General features: G+C 41.3%; 16 protein-coding genes, 1 tRNA gene and 2 pseudogenes. 15 read left to right on the top strand and 4 right to left on the bottom strand.

Annotation, left to right across the window (positions count from 1 at the left end; translation table 11 throughout):
- From IM475_RS19365 to IM475_RS19355, 3 genes and pseudogenes are all read left to right on the top strand, one after another.
- Positions 1-112: pseudogene (locus tag IM475_RS19365) on the top strand (IS630 family transposase); the annotation flags it as partial.
- A gap of 53 nt (positions 113-165) precedes the next feature.
- Positions 166-585: a hypothetical protein gene (locus IM475_RS19360; protein WP_287728780.1), complete on the top strand. Its 420-nt coding sequence runs from the start codon at positions 166-168 to the stop codon at positions 583-585.
- Positions 582-797, top strand: coding sequence for a hypothetical protein (locus tag IM475_RS19355; RefSeq protein ID WP_287728779.1), 216 nt, complete (start codon positions 582-584; stop codon positions 795-797). The genes IM475_RS19360 and IM475_RS19355 overlap by 4 nt, the downstream gene beginning before the upstream one ends.
- Here the strand turns inward: IM475_RS19355 and IM475_RS19350 are convergent.
- A tRNA-Ile gene (locus tag IM475_RS19350) sits at positions 769-841 on the bottom strand. The two genes, IM475_RS19355 and IM475_RS19350, sit on opposite strands and share 29 nt — an antisense overlap.
- 64 nt (positions 842-905) lie before the next feature.
- Between IM475_RS19350 and IM475_RS19345 the strand changes: the two genes are divergently transcribed.
- The 4 genes from IM475_RS19345 (at position 906) to grrM (ending at position 5,004) form a co-directional block, all read left to right on the top strand.
- Entirely contained in the window at positions 906-1,199 is a 294-nt protein-coding gene (locus IM475_RS19345) for a hypothetical protein (RefSeq protein ID WP_287658086.1), read from the top strand.
- A gap of 32 nt (positions 1,200-1,231) precedes the next feature.
- Positions 1,232-2,566 carry a hemolysin family protein gene (locus tag IM475_RS19340; protein WP_287728778.1) on the top strand — a complete coding sequence of 445 codons (1,335 nt, stop codon included), beginning with the start codon at positions 1,232-1,234 and terminating at the stop codon, positions 2,564-2,566.
- 76 nt (positions 2,567-2,642) lie between these two features.
- Positions 2,643-3,764 (top strand): murein transglycosylase A, encoded by a 1,122-nt coding sequence (mltA, locus tag IM475_RS19335; RefSeq protein WP_287658084.1) that lies wholly within the window; start codon positions 2,643-2,645, stop codon positions 3,762-3,764.
- Between the two features lie 79 nt (positions 3,765-3,843).
- Entirely contained in the window at positions 3,844-5,004 is a 1,161-nt protein-coding gene (gene grrM, locus IM475_RS19330) for a cyclophane-forming radical SAM/SPASM peptide maturase GrrM/OscB (RefSeq protein ID WP_287728777.1), read from the top strand.
- 149 nt (positions 5,005-5,153) lie between these two features.
- Here grrM and IM475_RS19325 read toward each other — a convergent pair whose 3' ends face one another.
- On the bottom strand, positions 5,154-7,151 hold the full coding sequence (locus IM475_RS19325; RefSeq protein WP_287728776.1) for a hypothetical protein: 1,998 nt from the start codon (positions 7,149-7,151) through the stop codon (positions 5,154-5,156).
- A gap of 624 nt (positions 7,152-7,775) precedes the next feature.
- On the opposite strand from IM475_RS19325, the gene IM475_RS19320 reads away from it, so the two are divergent.
- From IM475_RS19320 to IM475_RS19285, 8 genes are all read left to right on the top strand, one after another.
- Entirely contained in the window at positions 7,776-8,720 is a 945-nt protein-coding gene (locus IM475_RS19320; RefSeq protein ID WP_287728775.1) for a LysR family transcriptional regulator, read from the top strand.
- 46 nt (positions 8,721-8,766) lie between these two features.
- A complete protein-coding gene (locus IM475_RS19315) occupies positions 8,767-10,620 on the top strand; it encodes an NAD(P)H-quinone oxidoreductase subunit F (RefSeq protein ID WP_287728774.1) in 1,854 nt (617 codons plus the stop codon).
- Positions 10,621-10,700: 80 nt separating this feature from the next.
- Positions 10,701-11,426: a carbonic anhydrase gene (locus IM475_RS19310; protein WP_002798643.1), complete on the top strand. Its 726-nt coding sequence runs from the start codon at positions 10,701-10,703 to the stop codon at positions 11,424-11,426.
- A gap of 78 nt (positions 11,427-11,504) precedes the next feature.
- Positions 11,505-13,055, top strand: coding sequence for an NADH-quinone oxidoreductase subunit M (locus IM475_RS19305; RefSeq protein ID WP_159251893.1), 1,551 nt, complete (start codon positions 11,505-11,507; stop codon positions 13,053-13,055).
- Positions 13,056-13,112: 57 nt separating this feature from the next.
- Positions 13,113-14,408, top strand: a complete 1,296-nt coding sequence (locus tag IM475_RS19300) for a CO2 hydration protein (protein WP_287728773.1) — start codon at positions 13,113-13,115, stop codon at positions 14,406-14,408.
- A gap of 308 nt (positions 14,409-14,716) precedes the next feature.
- The gene (locus tag IM475_RS19295) at positions 14,717-16,303 is read left to right on the top strand and encodes an SUMF1/EgtB/PvdO family nonheme iron enzyme (RefSeq protein WP_287728772.1); all 1,587 of its coding nucleotides are present in this window, start codon (positions 14,717-14,719) and stop codon (positions 16,301-16,303) included.
- 171 nt (positions 16,304-16,474) lie between these two features.
- Entirely contained in the window at positions 16,475-16,768 is a 294-nt protein-coding gene (locus IM475_RS19290) for a nucleotidyltransferase family protein (protein ID WP_002790317.1), read from the top strand.
- A complete protein-coding gene (locus tag IM475_RS19285; RefSeq protein ID WP_287728771.1) occupies positions 16,765-17,100 on the top strand; it encodes a HepT-like ribonuclease domain-containing protein in 336 nt (111 codons plus the stop codon). Before IM475_RS19290 ends, IM475_RS19285 begins: the two co-directional genes overlap by 4 nt.
- Before the next feature lie 139 nt (positions 17,101-17,239).
- Here the strand turns inward: IM475_RS19285 and IM475_RS19280 are convergent, their stop codons facing one another.
- A complete protein-coding gene (locus IM475_RS19280) occupies positions 17,240-18,070 on the bottom strand; it encodes an Rpn family recombination-promoting nuclease/putative transposase (protein WP_002756202.1) in 831 nt (276 codons plus the stop codon).
- A gap of 149 nt (positions 18,071-18,219) precedes the next feature.
- A pseudogene (locus IM475_RS19275) lies at positions 18,220-18,373 on the bottom strand (amidase family protein); the annotation flags it as partial.

Genomic DNA, 18,373 nt, shown 5'->3' with positions numbered 1-18,373 from the left:
TCCTGATTTAAATGATATCGAACATGATTTTAGTGCATTAAAGAGGGCAAGAATGTATGCTCCTGTGGGGACACCCCTTGATGAAATTATTCGTACTTATTGTGTCGCCTAGTGTCTCGTTCTTATTTGAAATAACTATATTTTTCTGATCGAGCTTTAGAAAGTGTGCGAGCATTAGCAATATTGAAAAAAAGAGATGAATTTATGGTGCAATTGGGCTTTGATTCGAGGTGTATCGACTTGAATCAAGCTTTGATTGCTAATGTTGATGAAATTATCGGGGGAAAATATCAAAGTTTTGGTACTGTAGAAGGTGTGCTTAAAGCTATTGATGTAAGTCGTCAACCTATTTTTAGAGTTTACAATTTATTGACTAATAAGAGTGTTAAATGTTACTTTGAAACAAAGTTACTTGATAATATCAAAGAATATCTAGAAAAAAGAGTCTCTGTATCGGGGATAGTTACCTCTAGAGAAGATGGGGAAAAAATCGGTATTAAAGTTGAGTCAATTGATCTTTTTCCTCAGGAAAAAGATTTACCTACCATTGAGGAAATGATCGGAATTTGGGGAGGAAGTAAGTGATTCGTCCAACAAAAAAGCTACACTACTGGGATTCTTGTTTTTTTTTAGCTTTCCTGAAAAATGAAAAGGATAAAATTAATTATTGTACTTCTGTTCTCAAAGCAGCCGAAAATGGTCAGGTAATCTGTCACCGCCGCCTGCTCTGGTGCAGTCAAAGCCGATCGCCTGAAGCCATCAAAACTATCCAGGGTGCAGGAGTTGAACCTGCCTAGCACGAATTATGAGTTCGTTGCCTCAACCGCTCGGCCAACCCTGGGTTATACTATTAACTCATTATAGATCGGTAATTACTCTGAACGTGAAAATTCAGCCCCACCAAGATGAAAAAATTTTCAATCAGCACCTCCTTGCAGTTAGGACTCCTTTTGATGGTAGCCATGTTAGCCGCCGGCTTCGGTAGCGGTTGGGTAGCCTATCAATTGGGACTCGCCTCCCTGAAGGGAGTCAGTCAACCGGATATCAACCCTGCTAAAAAGTTTACCAACGATCGCACCAGTTATGGTCGCAATCAAACTTTTATCCCCGTGAAGGAAGAAGAGGTGCTGAAAAGAGTGAGAGTTTATATGCAACAACAGAAAAACAAACCGCAATCAAAGAACGAAACCAAAGGATAGGCTTTAAAAAAGGCGAGTTTTGCCTTTTCGCTATGGATAATCAGGATTTATTGACTCGTTTAATTTTAGTCTTTTTACTAATCGCGCTCAATGCTTTTTTCGTAGCGGCCGAATTTTCGCTTGTGTCTGTCCGTCGTACCCGCATCAGTCAGCTAGTGGCTGCGGGAGATGTGCCAGCGCAGACGGTCCAATCTCTACAAAGAAGTCTCGATCGCTTACTTTCCACTACCCAATTAGGTATCACCCTTTCTAGTTTAGCTTTAGGTTGGATCGGGGAGAGTACCATGACCGTTTTTGTGAAGAAATTACTAAGTTTTTTACCCTTTTCTTTAAACTGGCAAAATCTGCTCTCCCATGGTTTCTCTCTTTGTCTAGCTTTTTTAATCGTGGCCTATCTCCAGATAGTTTTTGGGGAACTTTATCCCAAATCCCTAGCTTTAATTTATGCCGAACCGATGGCGCGATTATTAGCAGCACCTATTGGCGTTATTTCCAGGATTTTTAAGCCTTTTATCGGTATTCTTAATCAATCAACTCGTTTTTTATTGGTTTTAACCCGTATCCCCGAAGTAGATCTACAGCGTTCTAGTCGGGTAACTTCCGAGGAATTACAATTAATTATCAGCATGGAAGGGGAATTAACGGGATTAGAAGCAGCGGAAAGGAAAATTTTAAATAATGTTTTCCAGTTTAGCGAAATCACTGCCGCGGAAATCATGGTTCCCCATAACCGTTTAATAGCTATTTCCTCGACCGCAACTTTTGAGGAATTATTGCTCCAAGTAGTTAACAGTGGCTATTCTTGTTATCCTGTGGAAGGAGATTCCGGTGATGATATCCGTGGTCTGATCGATTTTAAAGATTTAGCTTTACCCCTTGCCGAAGGTCAGTTAAATTTAACGACCCCGATTAAACCTTGGTTAAAACCTGTGCGTTTTTTCCCCGAAACCACTCCTTTAAATGAATTACTGACAGTGATGCAGGAATCATCCTTAAAGATGGTTATCATTGTGGATGAATTTGGCAGAACAGCCGGTTTATTAACCCTAAAAGATTTAATCGGCGAGATTCTGGGAACTTTTCCCCCTAGTGATCAATCAGGAACAGTGGAATATCAACTCCTCGATGAATCGACTTTTCTCGTACAAGCACAAATGAATTTAGAGGACGTGAACAAAGCATTAAATTTAAGTTTACCCTTGGCCGATGAATACCAAACCCTAGCTGGTTTTGTCCTCCATCATTGGCAAAAAATACCGAAGGTGGGAGAACAATTATATTACCAAAATTTAGAATTTACCATCATTTCTAAGGTCGGCCCTCGCTTGGAACAAATTAAGATTTATCGGCAACAACTATCCTCATGATATAAATAAGAAACAACTTTTCTCATTTATCCTTCTTGATGGTTAATCGAGTCAATAGCTGCCCACTCCTGTCACCATGAAACACCTTTTGACACTCCTCCCCCTCAGCTTGGGATTAATTGCCCTCACCCCCGCAAATTTGCCCCTAGAACGTTTTGAAATCTCAGAATTAGGAACATCTACGGGATACGATGAACGACTGCTAACGGACAAAAAAACCCTACTACAAGCGCTCGATCATAGTTTACGTTATCTGAATAGCTCGGCGGCGATCCGCGCCTATCAAAATTATCCTATTCCTGAAATAACTCGTCAGCGAGTCTATCGTTCCTTAGTACGTTTTCGTCAATTAGTGCAGAATTCTCCCACTCCCGCAGCTCTACAAAAGGCAGTTAAAAAAGAATTTATTTGGTATCGTTCTTTAGGTAATGATAGCCAGGGAAATGTTAAATTTACTGGTTATTTTGAGCCAATTTATCAAGCAAGCCAGCAAAAAAACGCCGAATATAAATATCCTCTTTATCGCCGACCTGCTAACTTTTCTCGCTGGTCAAAACCCCATCCAGCTAGGGTAGAATTAGAGGGAAAAGATGGTTTACTGGGGGAAAATAGCCGTCTAGCGGGATACGAATTAGTCTGGTTAAAAGATCGCTTAGAAGCTTATTTAGTTCATGTGCAAGGTTCGGCGAAATTACGTTTACCTAATGGTCAAATTATGAGCATTGGTTTTGATGGCAATACCGAGCATCCCTACACAAGTCTGGGAAAAGAAATGATTGCCGATGGTATTTTTCCCGCCGAGGGTTTAACCTTACCAATGGTTTTGGATTTTCTCAGAAGTAATCCTGAGCAATTAAAGAATTATATCCCCCGCAATAATCGGTTTATTTTCTTTCGAGAAACCCACGGTGCGCCTCCCACTGGTAGTATTGGAGTTCCGGTTTTACCGGAAAGATCGATCGCTACAGATAAAAGTATTTTTCCCCCCGGTGCTTTAGCAGTAATTGAGACAGAAATTCCCGAGGGAAATCTTAATAAAAAATTAGTTAGTCGCTATGTTCTCGATCAAGATACTGGCAGTGCGATTAAAGGTACTGGGAGGGTAGATATTTTTATGGGAACAGGAAAAAATGCTGGCGAGCGAGCCGGTTTAATTAATACTCCGGGTCAATTATATTATTTATTATTGAGGGAATAGGAAATAGTATAGGTAGAATTAAGATACACTTCCCAGAATCAGTTATCATAACTTAAGTGAGAATTTTAAAAATAGAATGATGGAAAAAAATACAAATATAGATTGGTCGGATTGTGGCCCAATTACTTTAGTAGTCGTGCAACCCACCTCTTTTTGCAATCTCAATTGTGATTACTGTTATTTACCTGATCGCCATTTAAAAAATACCCTATCCTTAGATTTAATCGAGCCGATTTTTCAGAGGGTTTTTAGTAGTCGTTTTCTCCAAGATAATTTTACCATTTGCTGGCACGCCGGCGAACCCTTAGCAGTTCCCATCAGTTTTTATGAAAGTGCCTTTGCTAAAATTGCGGAAGTTAGCGAGAAATATAATCAGCAGGGTTACTGTTTTCGTCATTCGGTACAAACTAACGCCACTTATATTAACGATGCTTGGTGTGAATTATTTAAAAAGCATGATGTTTATGTGGGAGTCAGTCTTGATGGACCGGCCTTTATTCACGATATCCACCGGCAAAACCGCAAGGGAACTGGCAGTCATGCTGCTACCATGCGGGGGATTTCTTTCTTGCAAAAACATGAAATTGATGTGAGTGTCATCGCAGTTTTAACAGAAGATTCTCTCGACTATCCCGACGAAATTTTTAACTTTTTTTGGGATCATGGTCTTACCGATGTGGCTTTTAATATGGAAGAAACCGAGGGTATTCATTCGCAATCTTCCTTAGATAAATTAGGGATTGAACAACGTTATCGCCAGTTTATTGCCAGATTTTGGGAGTTAGTCACGGCCAAACAAGGAGAATTTAAGCTGCGGGAATTTGAATCGATCTGTAGTTTGATTTATGCCGATGAACGCTTAGAAAATACCGATATGAATCGACCTTTTATGATTGTCAATTTTGATAATCAAGGTAATTTTTCCACCTTTGATCCGGAATTACTATCGATTAAAACCCAACCCTACGGTGATTTTATCTTTGGTAATGTTTTGACCGATTCTCTAGAATCTATCTGTGAAACCGAGAAATTTCAACAAATTTACGCTGATATGCGCGGTGGAGTCGATTTATGTCGCCAAAAATGCGATTATTTTGGGGTTTGTGGGGGTGGTGCCGGTAGTAACAAGTATTGGGAAAATGGCACTTTCAACTCCACAGATACTAAAGCCTGTTTATACCGGATCAAGTGTATCACCGATGTAGTTCTCGATCGCCTAGAAAATCTCTTAGAGGTTTAGAGGTTTTTTTAGCTAAACCCCACCCACAAGGAACACCGTAGTTTTGTATTTTCGGCTATGATCCTTGCATAGCCATGCTTTTAAGACTTAGTAGCTTGCCAATGAAATTCCAGTTCTTTAGCTGGTCGCGGTATATTAAGCCTTATAGTTTAGTACATAGTTACTGTTTGAAGAATAAGTTCAATTGATTTTCTGGTTCGATAAGGTCCCTCAAGATCGATAATCTTATCTATCTTTTCATCTATTAGCCTGTTAGCGGCATCGCTAAACTCTATATTTCGGAAATGCTCACTGTAGGAGTCTCGAAACAGGAGATAGCTTAGTATTTGGACGACGATAGCGACGTAATTATTGGCAAAGAATTCCGCTTGTACCCTGGCAAGATAATTTTCATCGCCGCCAAACGACCCGGCATCTTTGGAGGTAATCCAATGTGTCTGATGTGTCTGAAAAGTACTGTTTTTGTTTTTTAGTTCTTCTTCAACCTTGAAAAAAGCACGGGTTGCAATCTTACTAAAAAATCCCAAAGAATAGTCCATTTTGCCAATCCAAGCTAGTCGGTCGCAAAAGTCTTGGATGTCGCTGATTGTCTTGATAGAATTGACTATCCTAGAATCCCATTGTTCTTCCGATAAACTTTCGAGATTCACAATTAATCTTTGCATTATGGGGTTTTGTCTGTAGTCACTGATTGGACTGTACAAACTAGCAACAATCAACCGTCTAATTCGTTCCACTGAATGGCGTTTTGAATAATTTAGTGCTTTAGTCTTAACATCCGAAGTATTATCCGTATGTTTCTTTTTGTTATGTTCCTCAAGCAATTCTAAGGAAATTAAAAGATCGTGCTTCAAAACATCAGACTTCCTTGAAAAATCGGGGACTGGAGTACCCAGAGCTAGAAATTCTTCGATGTAGGTTCGAGCCTGATTGTAGTCCATCCAATTAGGCGTATTAGTATGTTGTTCACCCCCTTCTCCATCTTGGAGTTTCCACTTGTCCTTTTTACAGGGAAGCATGGAAACCATAATATCAGCAACATTAAGTAGCCATAAATCAAACAGATATCTTTGGCTCCATTTTATTTGTTCATTTCTATCATTTTGATTTGCAGTTTCATGCTTGATACTGTACCTTTTTATGCTATCTATAATATCTATTAATTGTAGATAGCCGTCTTCGCCAGTGCTAAGTGTTCCATACTTGTCGTGATAATTCAAAAGTTCAGCAATAAACAATAGATCGTTGCTCTCAAAGTTCTCACCAACTCCAGACGCTTGAACTATCTGGTTAAGTTGGTAAGGAGATTCACTGGTATGAAATCCCAGAATAATACTCCCCTCCATTCCGTGTCGCGGACCAGCGATAGTTTTGCCAATATCGTGATAAAAAGCTGCCAACATAAGTTTAAATGTTCGCATATTTGGTATAGTTTCATAGGCTACATTTTTAGCCCATTCTGTTAATTGTTTTTGCCTTTCTTCAGAAATAAAATTGCATCCTAGTAGATTTTTAACGTTGTCTATATCATGAAAGTAATTGATCAAACGTGCTAGAGCCGCAACGACATTGACAAAATGGTTATAATCTCCGTGAGTCTTAGAATAATTTCCTTCTCCTTCCCTAGAAGCATTTGGGTCGTCAGGGTTATGAGGATACAAGCGGAACAAATTGCACAGTCCATCTGACCCATGAGTACGAGTGTGTCTTTCAGGATAGTCCCATTGACGACGCAAAAAGTATTCATGAAATCGATCAATAAAAGGAAATTTCACTAAGTTTTTAATATTACCGTTTTTGTCAGTGATGGGATAGCCAAAATCAGAGATAGTTTCACAAATATCCTTTTTGATATTTGTGATTTTTTCCTCGTTGTCTTTAATAATTTCTTGTTCCTTTGCTTGTGTACCCCAGTCAGTTAGCTTGAGAGAATTGTCTATGTTTGGATTTTTAATATATACATCGTTAACATAGCCAATATAATCTGTTTTGAGAAAAGCAGGAATATTGGTTCCGTATTCTCCTTGTATAATTTCCCTTTGAGCTTTAGTTTTAACCGGAAAATAAAAGTGCTTAATATATTCTATGTAACACTTAAATAAACGATCATCTCTTCTATCTGCCGCGTCAACAATGTTATAAAGCATGATAAATTTTCTCCTTTTGAATCCTAAAAAAATCAAACAATTTTGGACATGAATAATGAACCAATTTTTGTTTACCAGAATATTCTAGGGACTCTTACAGTTTCTGTGTGGAACAAAACCAGAAGAATAGGGATCATTTTTCATAAATATAGTCCTCAAAGTTTTGCCTAGCAAGACTCCTGAGAATGATAAGCACTGATTATTACACAAACCGGAGTAGAACCAGCACTGATTATTACACAAAGTCGAGAAGAGCCTTCTAGGTAGCTGTGTAATAGCAAAAGATGTAGTTTTGCTAATCATTATGAGTGCCTCGTGCTTGACTAGCCCGAAACGTACCTACTTATATTTTGACTCTAATCGTAAGGATTGGCTAAGTATAAATTACTAACGTTACTAAAATTAATAAAGATTTACACCGCCTTAGATTGAATGCGGTCGCCTTACCTAAACCTCCTCTGATGGCTAAAAAGCTGACGGCTGACGACTGATAGCTAGAAACAACCTTAAGTAGCAGTTATATCTAGTACACTCTATACTTATAGAAAAGTTAATTGACTAGAATCTATAAAAACGTTAGGATTGATGGTGACAAATAGTTGTTATTGAGAAGGGGATAAGAACTTGATACAGGCAACCCTGCACCAGTTAAGGGTTTTCGAGGCTACCGCTCGACACAGTAGCTTTACTAAGGCGGCCGAGGAGTTATTTATCACTCAACCCACCGTCTCAACCCAAGTCAAACAACTCACAAAAGCCGTGGGTTTACCGCTATTCGAGCAAATTGGCAAACGTTTATTTTTAACCGAAGCGGGTCAGGAATTACTGTTCACCTGTCAAGAGATTTTTAATAAATTGGACAACTTTCAGATGAAAGTGGCCGATATTAAGGGAACTAGACAGGGAAAACTGACTTTAGGCGTAATTACTACCGCTAAATACTTTGTGCCGCGATTACTGGGTGCATTCTGTCAACAGTATCCCGGCATTGACATCGCCCTGCAAGTGACTAATCATCAGAAACTGCAAGAGCGAATGTTAAACAACGAGGATGACCTCTATATTCTCAGTCAACCGCCGGAAGAAGTGGAACTTTGTTCTCAGTCTTTCCTCGAAAATCCCCTAGTGGTGGTGGCGCGACGAGATCATCCTTTGGTGGGACAGAAAAATCTCCCCCTTGAGTGCCTCAACCAGCAACCTTTTATTATGCGCGAATCGGGATCTGGAACCCGCCAAGCGGTACAAAAATTATTTAATCTCCACGATATTAAGGTAAAGGTGCGCTTGGAATTAGGCAGTAACGAGGCGATTAAACAGGCTATTTCTGGCGGTTTGGGACTATCGGTACTATCTAAGCACACTCTCATCTCGGAAGGGGAAAACGGCGAATTAGCCATCCTCGACGTGGAACAGTTTCCAATTCAGCGCAATTGGTACGTTTGTTATCTGGCTGGAAAACAACTTTCCGTGATTGCCGATGCTTTTTTAAAATACCTGCTGGAGGCTAGTCAAACCATCCCGATTCATGCCCCGTTAAAAAATGGCCACAGCCTATTAGTGACCCATTAAACCTTAAACTTTAATTCAGGATCATTTTTCTTCTTGAGGTGGTTATATGTTCGAGTCCTTCAGCCAGACTATCTGGTTGGTACCTCTTTATGCCTTTGCGGGCGCACTTCTGGCTCTACCCTGGTCTCCCGGCATTATCCGGCAAACCGGCCCGCGACCGGCCGGTTATCTGAACTTGATCATGACCTGCTGGGCTTTTTTGCATAGCCTTTTTGCTTTGCTCGCCGTTTGGGGTCGTCCCCCTCAATCCATAGCATTTAATTGGCTAAATGCCGCAAATTTAAGCATATCTTTAGATGTGCAGATTTCGGTCGTTAATATCGGGGCGTTACTGCTAATTACTGGCTTAAACCTCGCCGCCCAGGTATATGCGATCGCCTATCTAGAAATGGATTGGGGTTGGGCAAGGTTTTATTCTCTCGTCGCCCTCTTTGAAGGGGGTATGTGCGCCCTAGTTATCTGTAATTCGCTATTTTTCAGCTATTGTGTGCTAGAAGTTCTCACCCTCGGCACTTATCTGCTGATTGGTTTCTGGTTTAATCAATCTCTGGTGGTAACGGGGGCGCGGGATGCTTTTCTAACCAAACGGATTGGCGATTTAATCCTGTTGATGGGAGTGGTGGCCCTTTTACCCCTGGCGGGAACCTGGAACTTTGACCAATTGGCAGAATGGGCGGCCACAGCCAATTTAAACCCCAATGTGGCTAATTTACTCTGTTTAGCCCTGATTGCCGGTCCGATGGGTAAATGCGCTCAATTTCCCCTGCATTTATGGCTAGATGAGGCCATGGAAGGACCGATGCCGGCGACAATTCTGCGGAATACCGTCGTCGTTTCCACCGGCGCTTGGTTATTGGTGAAATTAGAGCCGGTGCTACAATTATCGCCCTTAACCTTACAGGTGATGATCATTGTTGGCTCTGTTACTGCTATCGGTGCGGGGTTAATTGCGATCGCACAGATCGATGTCAAGCGCTCCCTTTCCTATTCCGTCAGTGCCTACATGGGACTGATTTTTATCGCTGTGGCCACCGGACAAACGGAAACCGCTTTAGTGTTACTCTTTACTTATGCGATCGCTATGTCCCTGTTAGTCATGGTGGTGGGTAACATCATTTGGAATAATATCAGCCAAGATTTAAGCCAATACGGCGGTTTATGGTCCCGTCGTCCCGTTTCTGGCATTTGTTATCTCGTCGGTGCCGCTAGTTTAGTTGCACTGCCTCCCTTTGGTGGTTTTTGGTCCTTAGCCCGCATGGGCGATCGCCTAGCAGAAATCAGTGGTTTACTGTTATTAGTGCTATTGTTGGTCAATGCTTTAACTGCTTTTAGTGTCACTAGAGAATTTTGCGTTTTCTTTGGCGGTAAAATCAAACCGATGACCCTGCGCTCTCCAGAAGCTCTTTGGCCCCTAGTTATCCCCATGACTGTGACCATGGGTTTCGCCCTTCATCTGCCGATTTTATTGGCGCAATGGCATTTATTACCAAGTAACTTAAATCTGGGAGTGGCTTTTCTCTTGGTGCTTTCCACTGCTGGGGGCGTAATTCCGGCAGCCTATATTTATCTGAATGAAAATATCTCCAAACCGATCGTTTTTCAACCGAAAGCCCTTCAAGATTTCTTTGCTAACGACCTTTATACGGCCCAATTGTATAAAGTCACCATCGTTTTTGTCGTCGGATTAATCTCGCAAATTATTAACTGGATCGATACCTTTCTGGTGGATGGCATCGTTAACCTGGTGGGATTAGCCACGGTTTTTGGTGGTCAGAGTTTGAAATATAACGTCTCGGGCCAAACCCAATTTTACTTTCTGTCGATTATTTTGGGGGTCGCTTTGATCGGTATTATCATCTGCTGGCCCCTACTATCACAAATTTCTCTAGTTTTCAGTTAAAGATTTGATAACTTAGGCTTTTCTTTAGCATCCCCGGCCCTGACAATAGGATTTGTCCTGATTAATGGAAACAATTACCTATGTTCAATACCTCTCGTCGCCAATTAATCCGTTATGGGGGTGGTTTTTTGGGAACCGGTCTAGCCGCCACTGTTTTGGGTTCTCAGTTGTCCCAAACTAACGCCCAAACCGCTGTTAATTCCCAGCCATGGCTAACCGCTCAAAATCAAGGATTGAACCCAGACCAGGCCTTAACTATGCTCATGGAAGGCAATCAACGTTTCTGGGAACGAAGACAAAAAAGTCCTAACCGCGATCAAACTCGGCTCACAGAAGTGGCCGAAAGTCAAGCCCCTTTTGCGGCAATTTTGGGCTGTGCCGATTCTCGCGTACCGGCAGAAATCGTTTTTGATCGCGGATTAGGAGATCTATTTGTTTGTCGGGTAGCGGGAAATTTAGCCACTTCCGAAGAAATTGGTAGCCTCGAATTCGGCACGTTGGTATTAGGAGCCAAGGTAATTGTTGTCCTTGGTCATTCTCGTTGTGGAGCGGTAAAAGCCACCATTGAAGGGGGTCGTTTCCCCGGTCAAATCGGTCGTTTGATCGATGGCCTACAGGTGGGAGTTGATCGGGCTGAAAAACAACCCGGTTCTAACAAACTTGAGCGAGCAATTAAATCCAATGTTATCTATCAAGTAGAGAAATTAGGCAAGTCCCCAGTCATGGGTGATTTAGTAGATAAAAAACAATTAAAAATTGTTGGAGCCTACTACGATCTCGATACCGGCAAAGTGAGCTTAATTTAGTCAATTCTAGATTAGTCATCGTGTCGGTTGGCTAATCCTTTTCTCATCCCAGTCATTATAAATTCGATCGATACCAATATGCTCAGTACCCTGCTTTGGTTGCCAATAATTGGAGCAATTATCGTCGGTCTTTTCCCCGATAAATTTGCCCCAGCAAAATTACGTCAAATTACCCTCTTTTTTGTTGCCGCCGTCCTCCTTTGGTCTTTATATCTGCTGACCCAATATAACTTAACCAGCAATGGCTTTCAATTTTCTGAATACCGCGAATGGGCAAAACCAATCGGTTTAAGTTATAACCTCGGAGTCGATGGTTTGTCCTTACCGTTAATTATTTTAAGCTGTTTCTTGACAGGAATAGCTATCTATAGTACCGAAGAAAAAGTAGAGCGTCCCCGACTTTATTACATCCTAATCCTCCTGATTAACGCCGGGGTTTCTGGGGCATTAATGGCTAAAAACCTGCTGCTGTTCATCGTTTTCTATGAACTAGAATTAATCCCCTTTTATCTGATGATTGCTATCTGGGGAGGCGAAAAACGTGGCTATGCTTCGATTAAATTCCTTCTCTATACTGCTGTCTCTGGGTTATTAGTCCTAGCGGCATTTTTAGGCATAGGTTTCCTCAATGGTGGTACTTTTGACTATTCCTCCCTCTCGACCGCCGATTTCTCCCAAAAAACCCAGTTACTGCTCTTAACTCTGCTGTTAGTGGGATTTGGCATCAAAATCCCCCTCGTACCTCTCCATACTTGGCTACCGGATGCCTACACGGAAGCTTCCCCCGCTACAGCCATTTTATTAGGTGGTATCCTCGCTAAACTCGGTACTTATGGCTTAGTTCGCTTTGGTCTGCAATTATTCCCAGAAACTTGGTCTTTAATCGCCCCCGGACTGGCAATTGTCGGCGTTATTAGCGTTATTTACGGTGCTTTGAGCGCTATTGCCCAAAAAGACATTAAACGCATGGTGGCCTACAGTTCCATCGGTCACATGGGCTATATACTGGTAGCAGCCGCCGCCGGCACGGGTTTAAGCGTCCTTGGTGCCGTCGCGCAAATGATTAGCCATGGTCTCATTCTCGCCCTCTTATTCTATCTGGTGGGCATCGTCGAACGCAAAGCCGGAACTAGAGATTTAGACGTTTTAAACGGTTTAATGAACCCAATTCGCGGTTTACCCCTGGTTAGCGCCCTGTTAATTCTCGCCGGTATGGCCAGCGCCGGTATCCCAGGATTAGTGGGATTTGTGGCGGAATTTATCGTTTTTCAGGGTAGTTTCTCCCGTTTTCCCGTGCAGACGGTTCTCTGTATCATCGCTTCCGGTTTAACGGCGGTTTACTTTGTTATCCTGCTTAATCGCACCTGTTTTGGTAAATTGGATAATAAACTTGCCTACTATCCCAAAGTCCTGAAATCGGAAACTATACCCGCTTTTGTCCTAATGGTATTAATCGTCTTTTTAGGTATTCAACCCAATTATTTAGTCCGTTGGATTGAACCCACCACTAACTCGATGGTTGCCAGCTTATCGGGGGAAGCAAAACCTAGTTTTGTCTTCAAAAAATCTCCGCAAAAGTCCTCAAAAACCAACTGGTTGAATCGGGGTAAATTTTTGAGTAATAGTTAGTTATCCCTTGCTGTTTCCGAATTATTGTAACCGCTGCTAATTACTTTACCTAAAACTATGACTGGGACATTAATCAAAGCCAAAATTCCCCCTTCTAATCACGAATTCGCCGACATTATCCACCGTTTAGAAGCGGGTGGATCCATGTTGCCGGATACTCCCGAAAACCTGATGCAAATTATCGGCATTTATAAAGCTTATGCCGTGCCGATGGATTTTTATTGGCGAGATCTGCTCTATATTGCCGAACGAGTTTTCCTCGATCCTTTGCCCTTTTTTAAATATTTTCTACCCCAAGAATACCTAGACCTACAAAATCATTACGCTGGCGATAATGCCGATTTACGCATCTGGCGCGGTACGGGTTCCGCTCACCCTGAATTGTTAGAATTCATGGATAAAGGTAAAACCAGAAAAATGCCCAGATTAATCCATCATCTTTGGCATGATCGCATTAATATGGAATTTGCTGAAGCTTGTATGCAAGCCATGTTATGGCATGGCCGCGATATGGGTTGGGGTTTATTTGATGCCTATCTTGATTCAGAAGAATATCGCCAAAATGCCGACCGCGCTATTAAGGCCTATTTCAAGAAAAACCCCGTGATGATGAAACTTTATGACCTGTTCCCCGATATGTTCTTGGAACAGGTGCGGATGATGTCCTACTACTCCAATTTAGGACTATTCTGGGAAGTGATGGCCCCGGTATTTTTCGAGATGTCTGATATCTACGATGAAGGAGGGTTTAAAGGTGTTCCTGATGCCATGAATTTCCTCGTTAATGGTATTTTTGCCATCGCTGGCCGGCCGATTTATCATCACGTTTATATTGATGGTCAATGCTACGAAATTATCCCCAAATCAAAGGCTTTTACTTGGCTTTATGAAGCGGCTTTACCCTATGTGGAAGCGGTCTTTTATCGTACTGCTCCCTTCCGGGGTACCAAGTCCTATAATGCCCAAGCAAAACAGGTTCCTGACGAACAAAAAGACTTTCACTATGGCATTCTTTATGCGGATGTTTTCCCCGTGGGTACTGCGGGAATTCCTCCCACTTTGTTAATGGATGATATGTATCATTTTTTACCCCAATATCTGATTGATTACTATCAGCAAAACTGCCGGGGAGAAGATGATATTTTGATTCAATTGGGGATTAGTTTCCAGCGCTCGATGTATAATGTTACTTCGGCAGTTATTCAAGCTCTACGCACTGCTTTACTCTATCCCCTCGACGATCCTAATCCCAAACATTTACTTAAAAATCGTCAATTCTTTGAGGCACAAATGGACAGATTTAAACGTCCCGAAGCGCGTCTTAGAGATATCCAAAATCCTAATTATCGTTGAGGTTTTTGGGTTATTTTTCTGGTGGGTTTATCGCCCACCTTTTTTAATATAATGAGATAACCGACACCCAATGTCATACTAATACTAAATCCCTTGAGTAACCCACAGAAAACGGGTTTTTCCGAGAAACCCGTTTTCTACTCGAGGGAATAAATAATCAGTATTTAATAGCCAGATTTAGTATTAAGTACCTAAGCAAAATTAATTACACATTTCGATAAAGCTTTTGCCTCTTGCCTTCGTTAAAACCACCCACTTAATAGGATAGTTACAGAACGTAAAAATTGGCTAATTCAGGAGTTATTATTATGCTAGACCAAATGATGAGGATGTTGGAAGGGCAACAAATAGGCCCCTATCGTCTTAATAAGTTTCTCGGTGCGGGTGGTTTTGGGGGTGTATTTCATGCTAGTGAAATGGTCAGAAATACATCGGTTAAAGAAGTTGCCATTAAAGTTATCCCCGAAAGTAGCGATGATAAATTAATTGAATTAACAAATTCCAGAAAGTTAGAACATCCTAATTTAATTAAGAGTTATGCGGTGGGGGAATTTACTTTTCTCAATACAGAGATGCTTTATTTAGTGATGGAATTGGCACAGGGTAGCCTAGAAAATCACATTGCCAAAGCCAGTTTGTCAGCGGATGAGATTACAAATATTACTGCTCAAGTCGCCCAGGGCTTAAATTATCTTCATCGACAAAATAAAGTCCATCGAGATTTAAAACCAGGTAATATCCTCAAGGTTAATCAACAATACAAGTTAGCAGATTTTGGCTTAATTAGAACCTTAAATAACAAAAGCCACACTCAAACAGTCCACAATACCGGTACAATTATTTATATGCCTCCCGAAGCCTTTAGGGGTGATATTTCCTCAGCTTGGGATCTGTGGTCATTAGGTATTATGTTAATCCAAATGACCACTAATCAACTTCCCTATAAGTTTAATAATGATATTCACCAGTTAATGGCAAAGGTGATGAATTGTGAGCTACAAATCCCCAGTTTACCGAAAGAGTTTAAACCGATTATTGAAGGGTGTTTGCAAAAAGATAGAAAACAAAGATGGACAGCACAACAGGTTTTAAATGCCTTACAAGCACTCAAAAAGCCTGTTTCACCAATACCCCTAATTGTTTCACCCACTCCATTTACCGAAAAAATATCCAATCGAGTCACACTAGAGATGGTGAGCTTACCAGCCGGTGAATTTCTCATGGGATCTCCTGACAGTGATTCTGATGCTTTCACTGATGAAAAGCCTCCACACCAAGTTAAAGTCAACAGTTTTGCGATTGGCAAATATCCTGTGACTCAGGCACAATATCAAGCAGTAATGGGAACCAATCCCTCTTATTTTAAAAATAACTCTTGGTTGAAAAATAATCTGCAAAATCCAGTAGAAATGGTTAGCCGGGATGACGCTCAAGCCTTTTGTCAGAAATTGAGTCAAATAACAGGGAAAACCTATCGCCTACCGACGGAAGCGGAATGGGAATATGCTTGTCGTGCTGGGACCACTACTCGCTATTATTTTGGTGATGATGCCAATCAGTTAGGAGATTACGCTTGGTATAAGGGAAATTCTCAGAATACAACTCATCCTGTGGGCCAGAAAAAGCCCAATGCTTGGGGACTCTATGACATGAGTGGCAATGTTTGGGAGTGGTGCGAGGACGATTGGCATAGTAGCTATATCGGAGCGCCGACGGATGGCAGTGCTTGGATAAACAATAATAATGATAATGATTATCGCATATTGCGGGGCGGTTCCTGGGGCAGCTATCCTTATGGCTGCCGTTCCGCGATTCGCTTCTACAGCAACCGCCGCGACTACCGCAACGACAATGACGGTTTTCGGGTAGTCTGCGTATTCGGGAGGACTCTGTAACCCTTTTTCCCTTTTTTTCCCTTTTTACCCTTTTTCTCTTTTTCCCGCCTAGCGGCGGGTCGATTATTCAGCCAACCCTAGATAAAGAGTGAGAAACAAACTAAACCCCCACCCCAAGAATCGGTACAAGGAAGCTTTTTTCGACAAAATTTACCGCCAACTAAGTAGAACATGAAAATTGACGAATTACTCAAAAACAAACGGGAAAAAATCATTGCTATTGCCGCTAAACACGGCGCCAATAACGTGCGAATCTTTGGTTCTGTTGCACGGGGAGAAGCTGACGAAAAAAGCGATATTGATTTATTAATTGATTATTGTAGCGAACGTCGGAGTCCCTGGTTTCCTTTGCCGTTAATTCGAGAACTGGAAGACTTGTTAGGCTGCAAAGTTGATATTGTTACCGAACAGGGACTTAAAGATAGAATCAGAGAGCGCGTACTTAAAGAAGCAATACCACTATGAGAGATGATAGCGAACGCTTGCGGGATATTTTAGAAGCAATTGAGCGTTTAGAAAAGTATGCTCGCCAGGGAAAAACCGTGTTTGAACAACAAGAATTAATTCAAACTTGGATTGTCTATCATTTACAAATTATTGGTGAAGCAGCTAGAGCAACTTCTCAAGAATTTAAAGCAAGATATCCCGAAGTTCCTTGGCGAGATGCCAGCGATCTAAGAAACTTAACTATTCATGAATATTTTTGTATTAATCTAGAGATTATTTGGGATATTGTTGAAAATGATATTCCTCATCTAAAAGGACAAATCGAAGCTATTTTACAGGAATTTATTTGACGAAACCCAACCCAATTACTTAAATTTCGGGTTTCACTATCGTTCAACCCCACCTACTTTATTCTTCGATTTACTTGATGGCTACCGGCAAAAGATAGCCACCAGCAATTATATTAATTTATCAAAGTTTGAACTTTTCCTATTCCCCTTGAGTCGCTTGTCTAACCTGTTCGATCTCTAATTCTAAAGCTTGTGCTATCTGTTCAAAGTTTAATCCTAATGCCAATAAACGAGGAATAGAGGCTAATTTTGCCGCTAATTCGCCTTCTTGTCGGCCTTCCTCTCTACCTTCCTCTCTACCTTCCTCTCTACCTTCCTCTCTACCTTCCTCTAAAGCTTCCTGATACACTTTAGTTTGTTTTAAATCACTTAAACTAAACATCGCTTCTATCTCCTTTCTACTGACTTGGGGTAACTTATAAACCAAGATTGTCTCTATCAATTCTAAAAGTTCTTGCTGTTGTTTGAACTTAGGGAATTCTTGTCTAATCCGTGGAATTAATTGTTTTCCCTGCTCGATCGCTCTGGCGGTTGGTGCTATAATTAATTGTAACATCGATATTCCCAGGGATTCCCCTTCTCTTAATTCCTCGAGATAAAAACGTAAAATTCTGCTGGAGTTGATTAACTCCCCATAACGAGCCGTCTCTACGCTTTCCACTGAACGCCGAGGATAAATAACTACTCCCTGCCAGTTGTTGCTTAAGTCCGTTTGGTGGAGATAGAGGAATATCTCACTGAAGAAACGGGAATAAAACCTATTATCTTTCTGAAATTGTACTTCTAGGAAATAGATAGGCTGATTGGGTGTATCAGGCAAAAAAACTCCATCGAGACGAAAAGACAATTGTTTAACTTCCACCGAGGAGAATTGATAAGAATTGGCGGTTTCGGGGGGAAGGTTCAACAAATCAAAGAAACAAGCGGGAAATCTTTGTAAGAGTTGATAGAAAATACTGTCAGTTTTCACGCAATTAAACTCAAAAAGAGGCCTCCAGTTTAGCAGCAGTTTTTTATTGTGTTCTTCAGGAAGCTCCTGTTTTTGAGCAATTGGGATGACGAAGTAACAGCTTTTTCGGTAACTTGTCCCCAATTAAGAAATAGCCACCGGCAATTGTATCAATTTGTAAAAGATGGTTGACGTTTGTGCCAATCGGTGGCCTGTTCGTAGGCGTGGGCGACGTGAAATAATTGATCTTCGCGCAGCACATTACCGACTAATTGTAAACCAATTGGCAAACCTTGCCCATCAAAACCGCAGGGAAGACTTAAC

This window comes from Microcystis sp. M061S2 (genome assembly GCF_020245605.1).
Classification (GTDB): Bacteria; Cyanobacteriota; Cyanobacteriia; order Cyanobacteriales; family Microcystaceae; genus Microcystis.
This window is presented reverse-complemented; position numbering and strand designations above follow the sequence as displayed.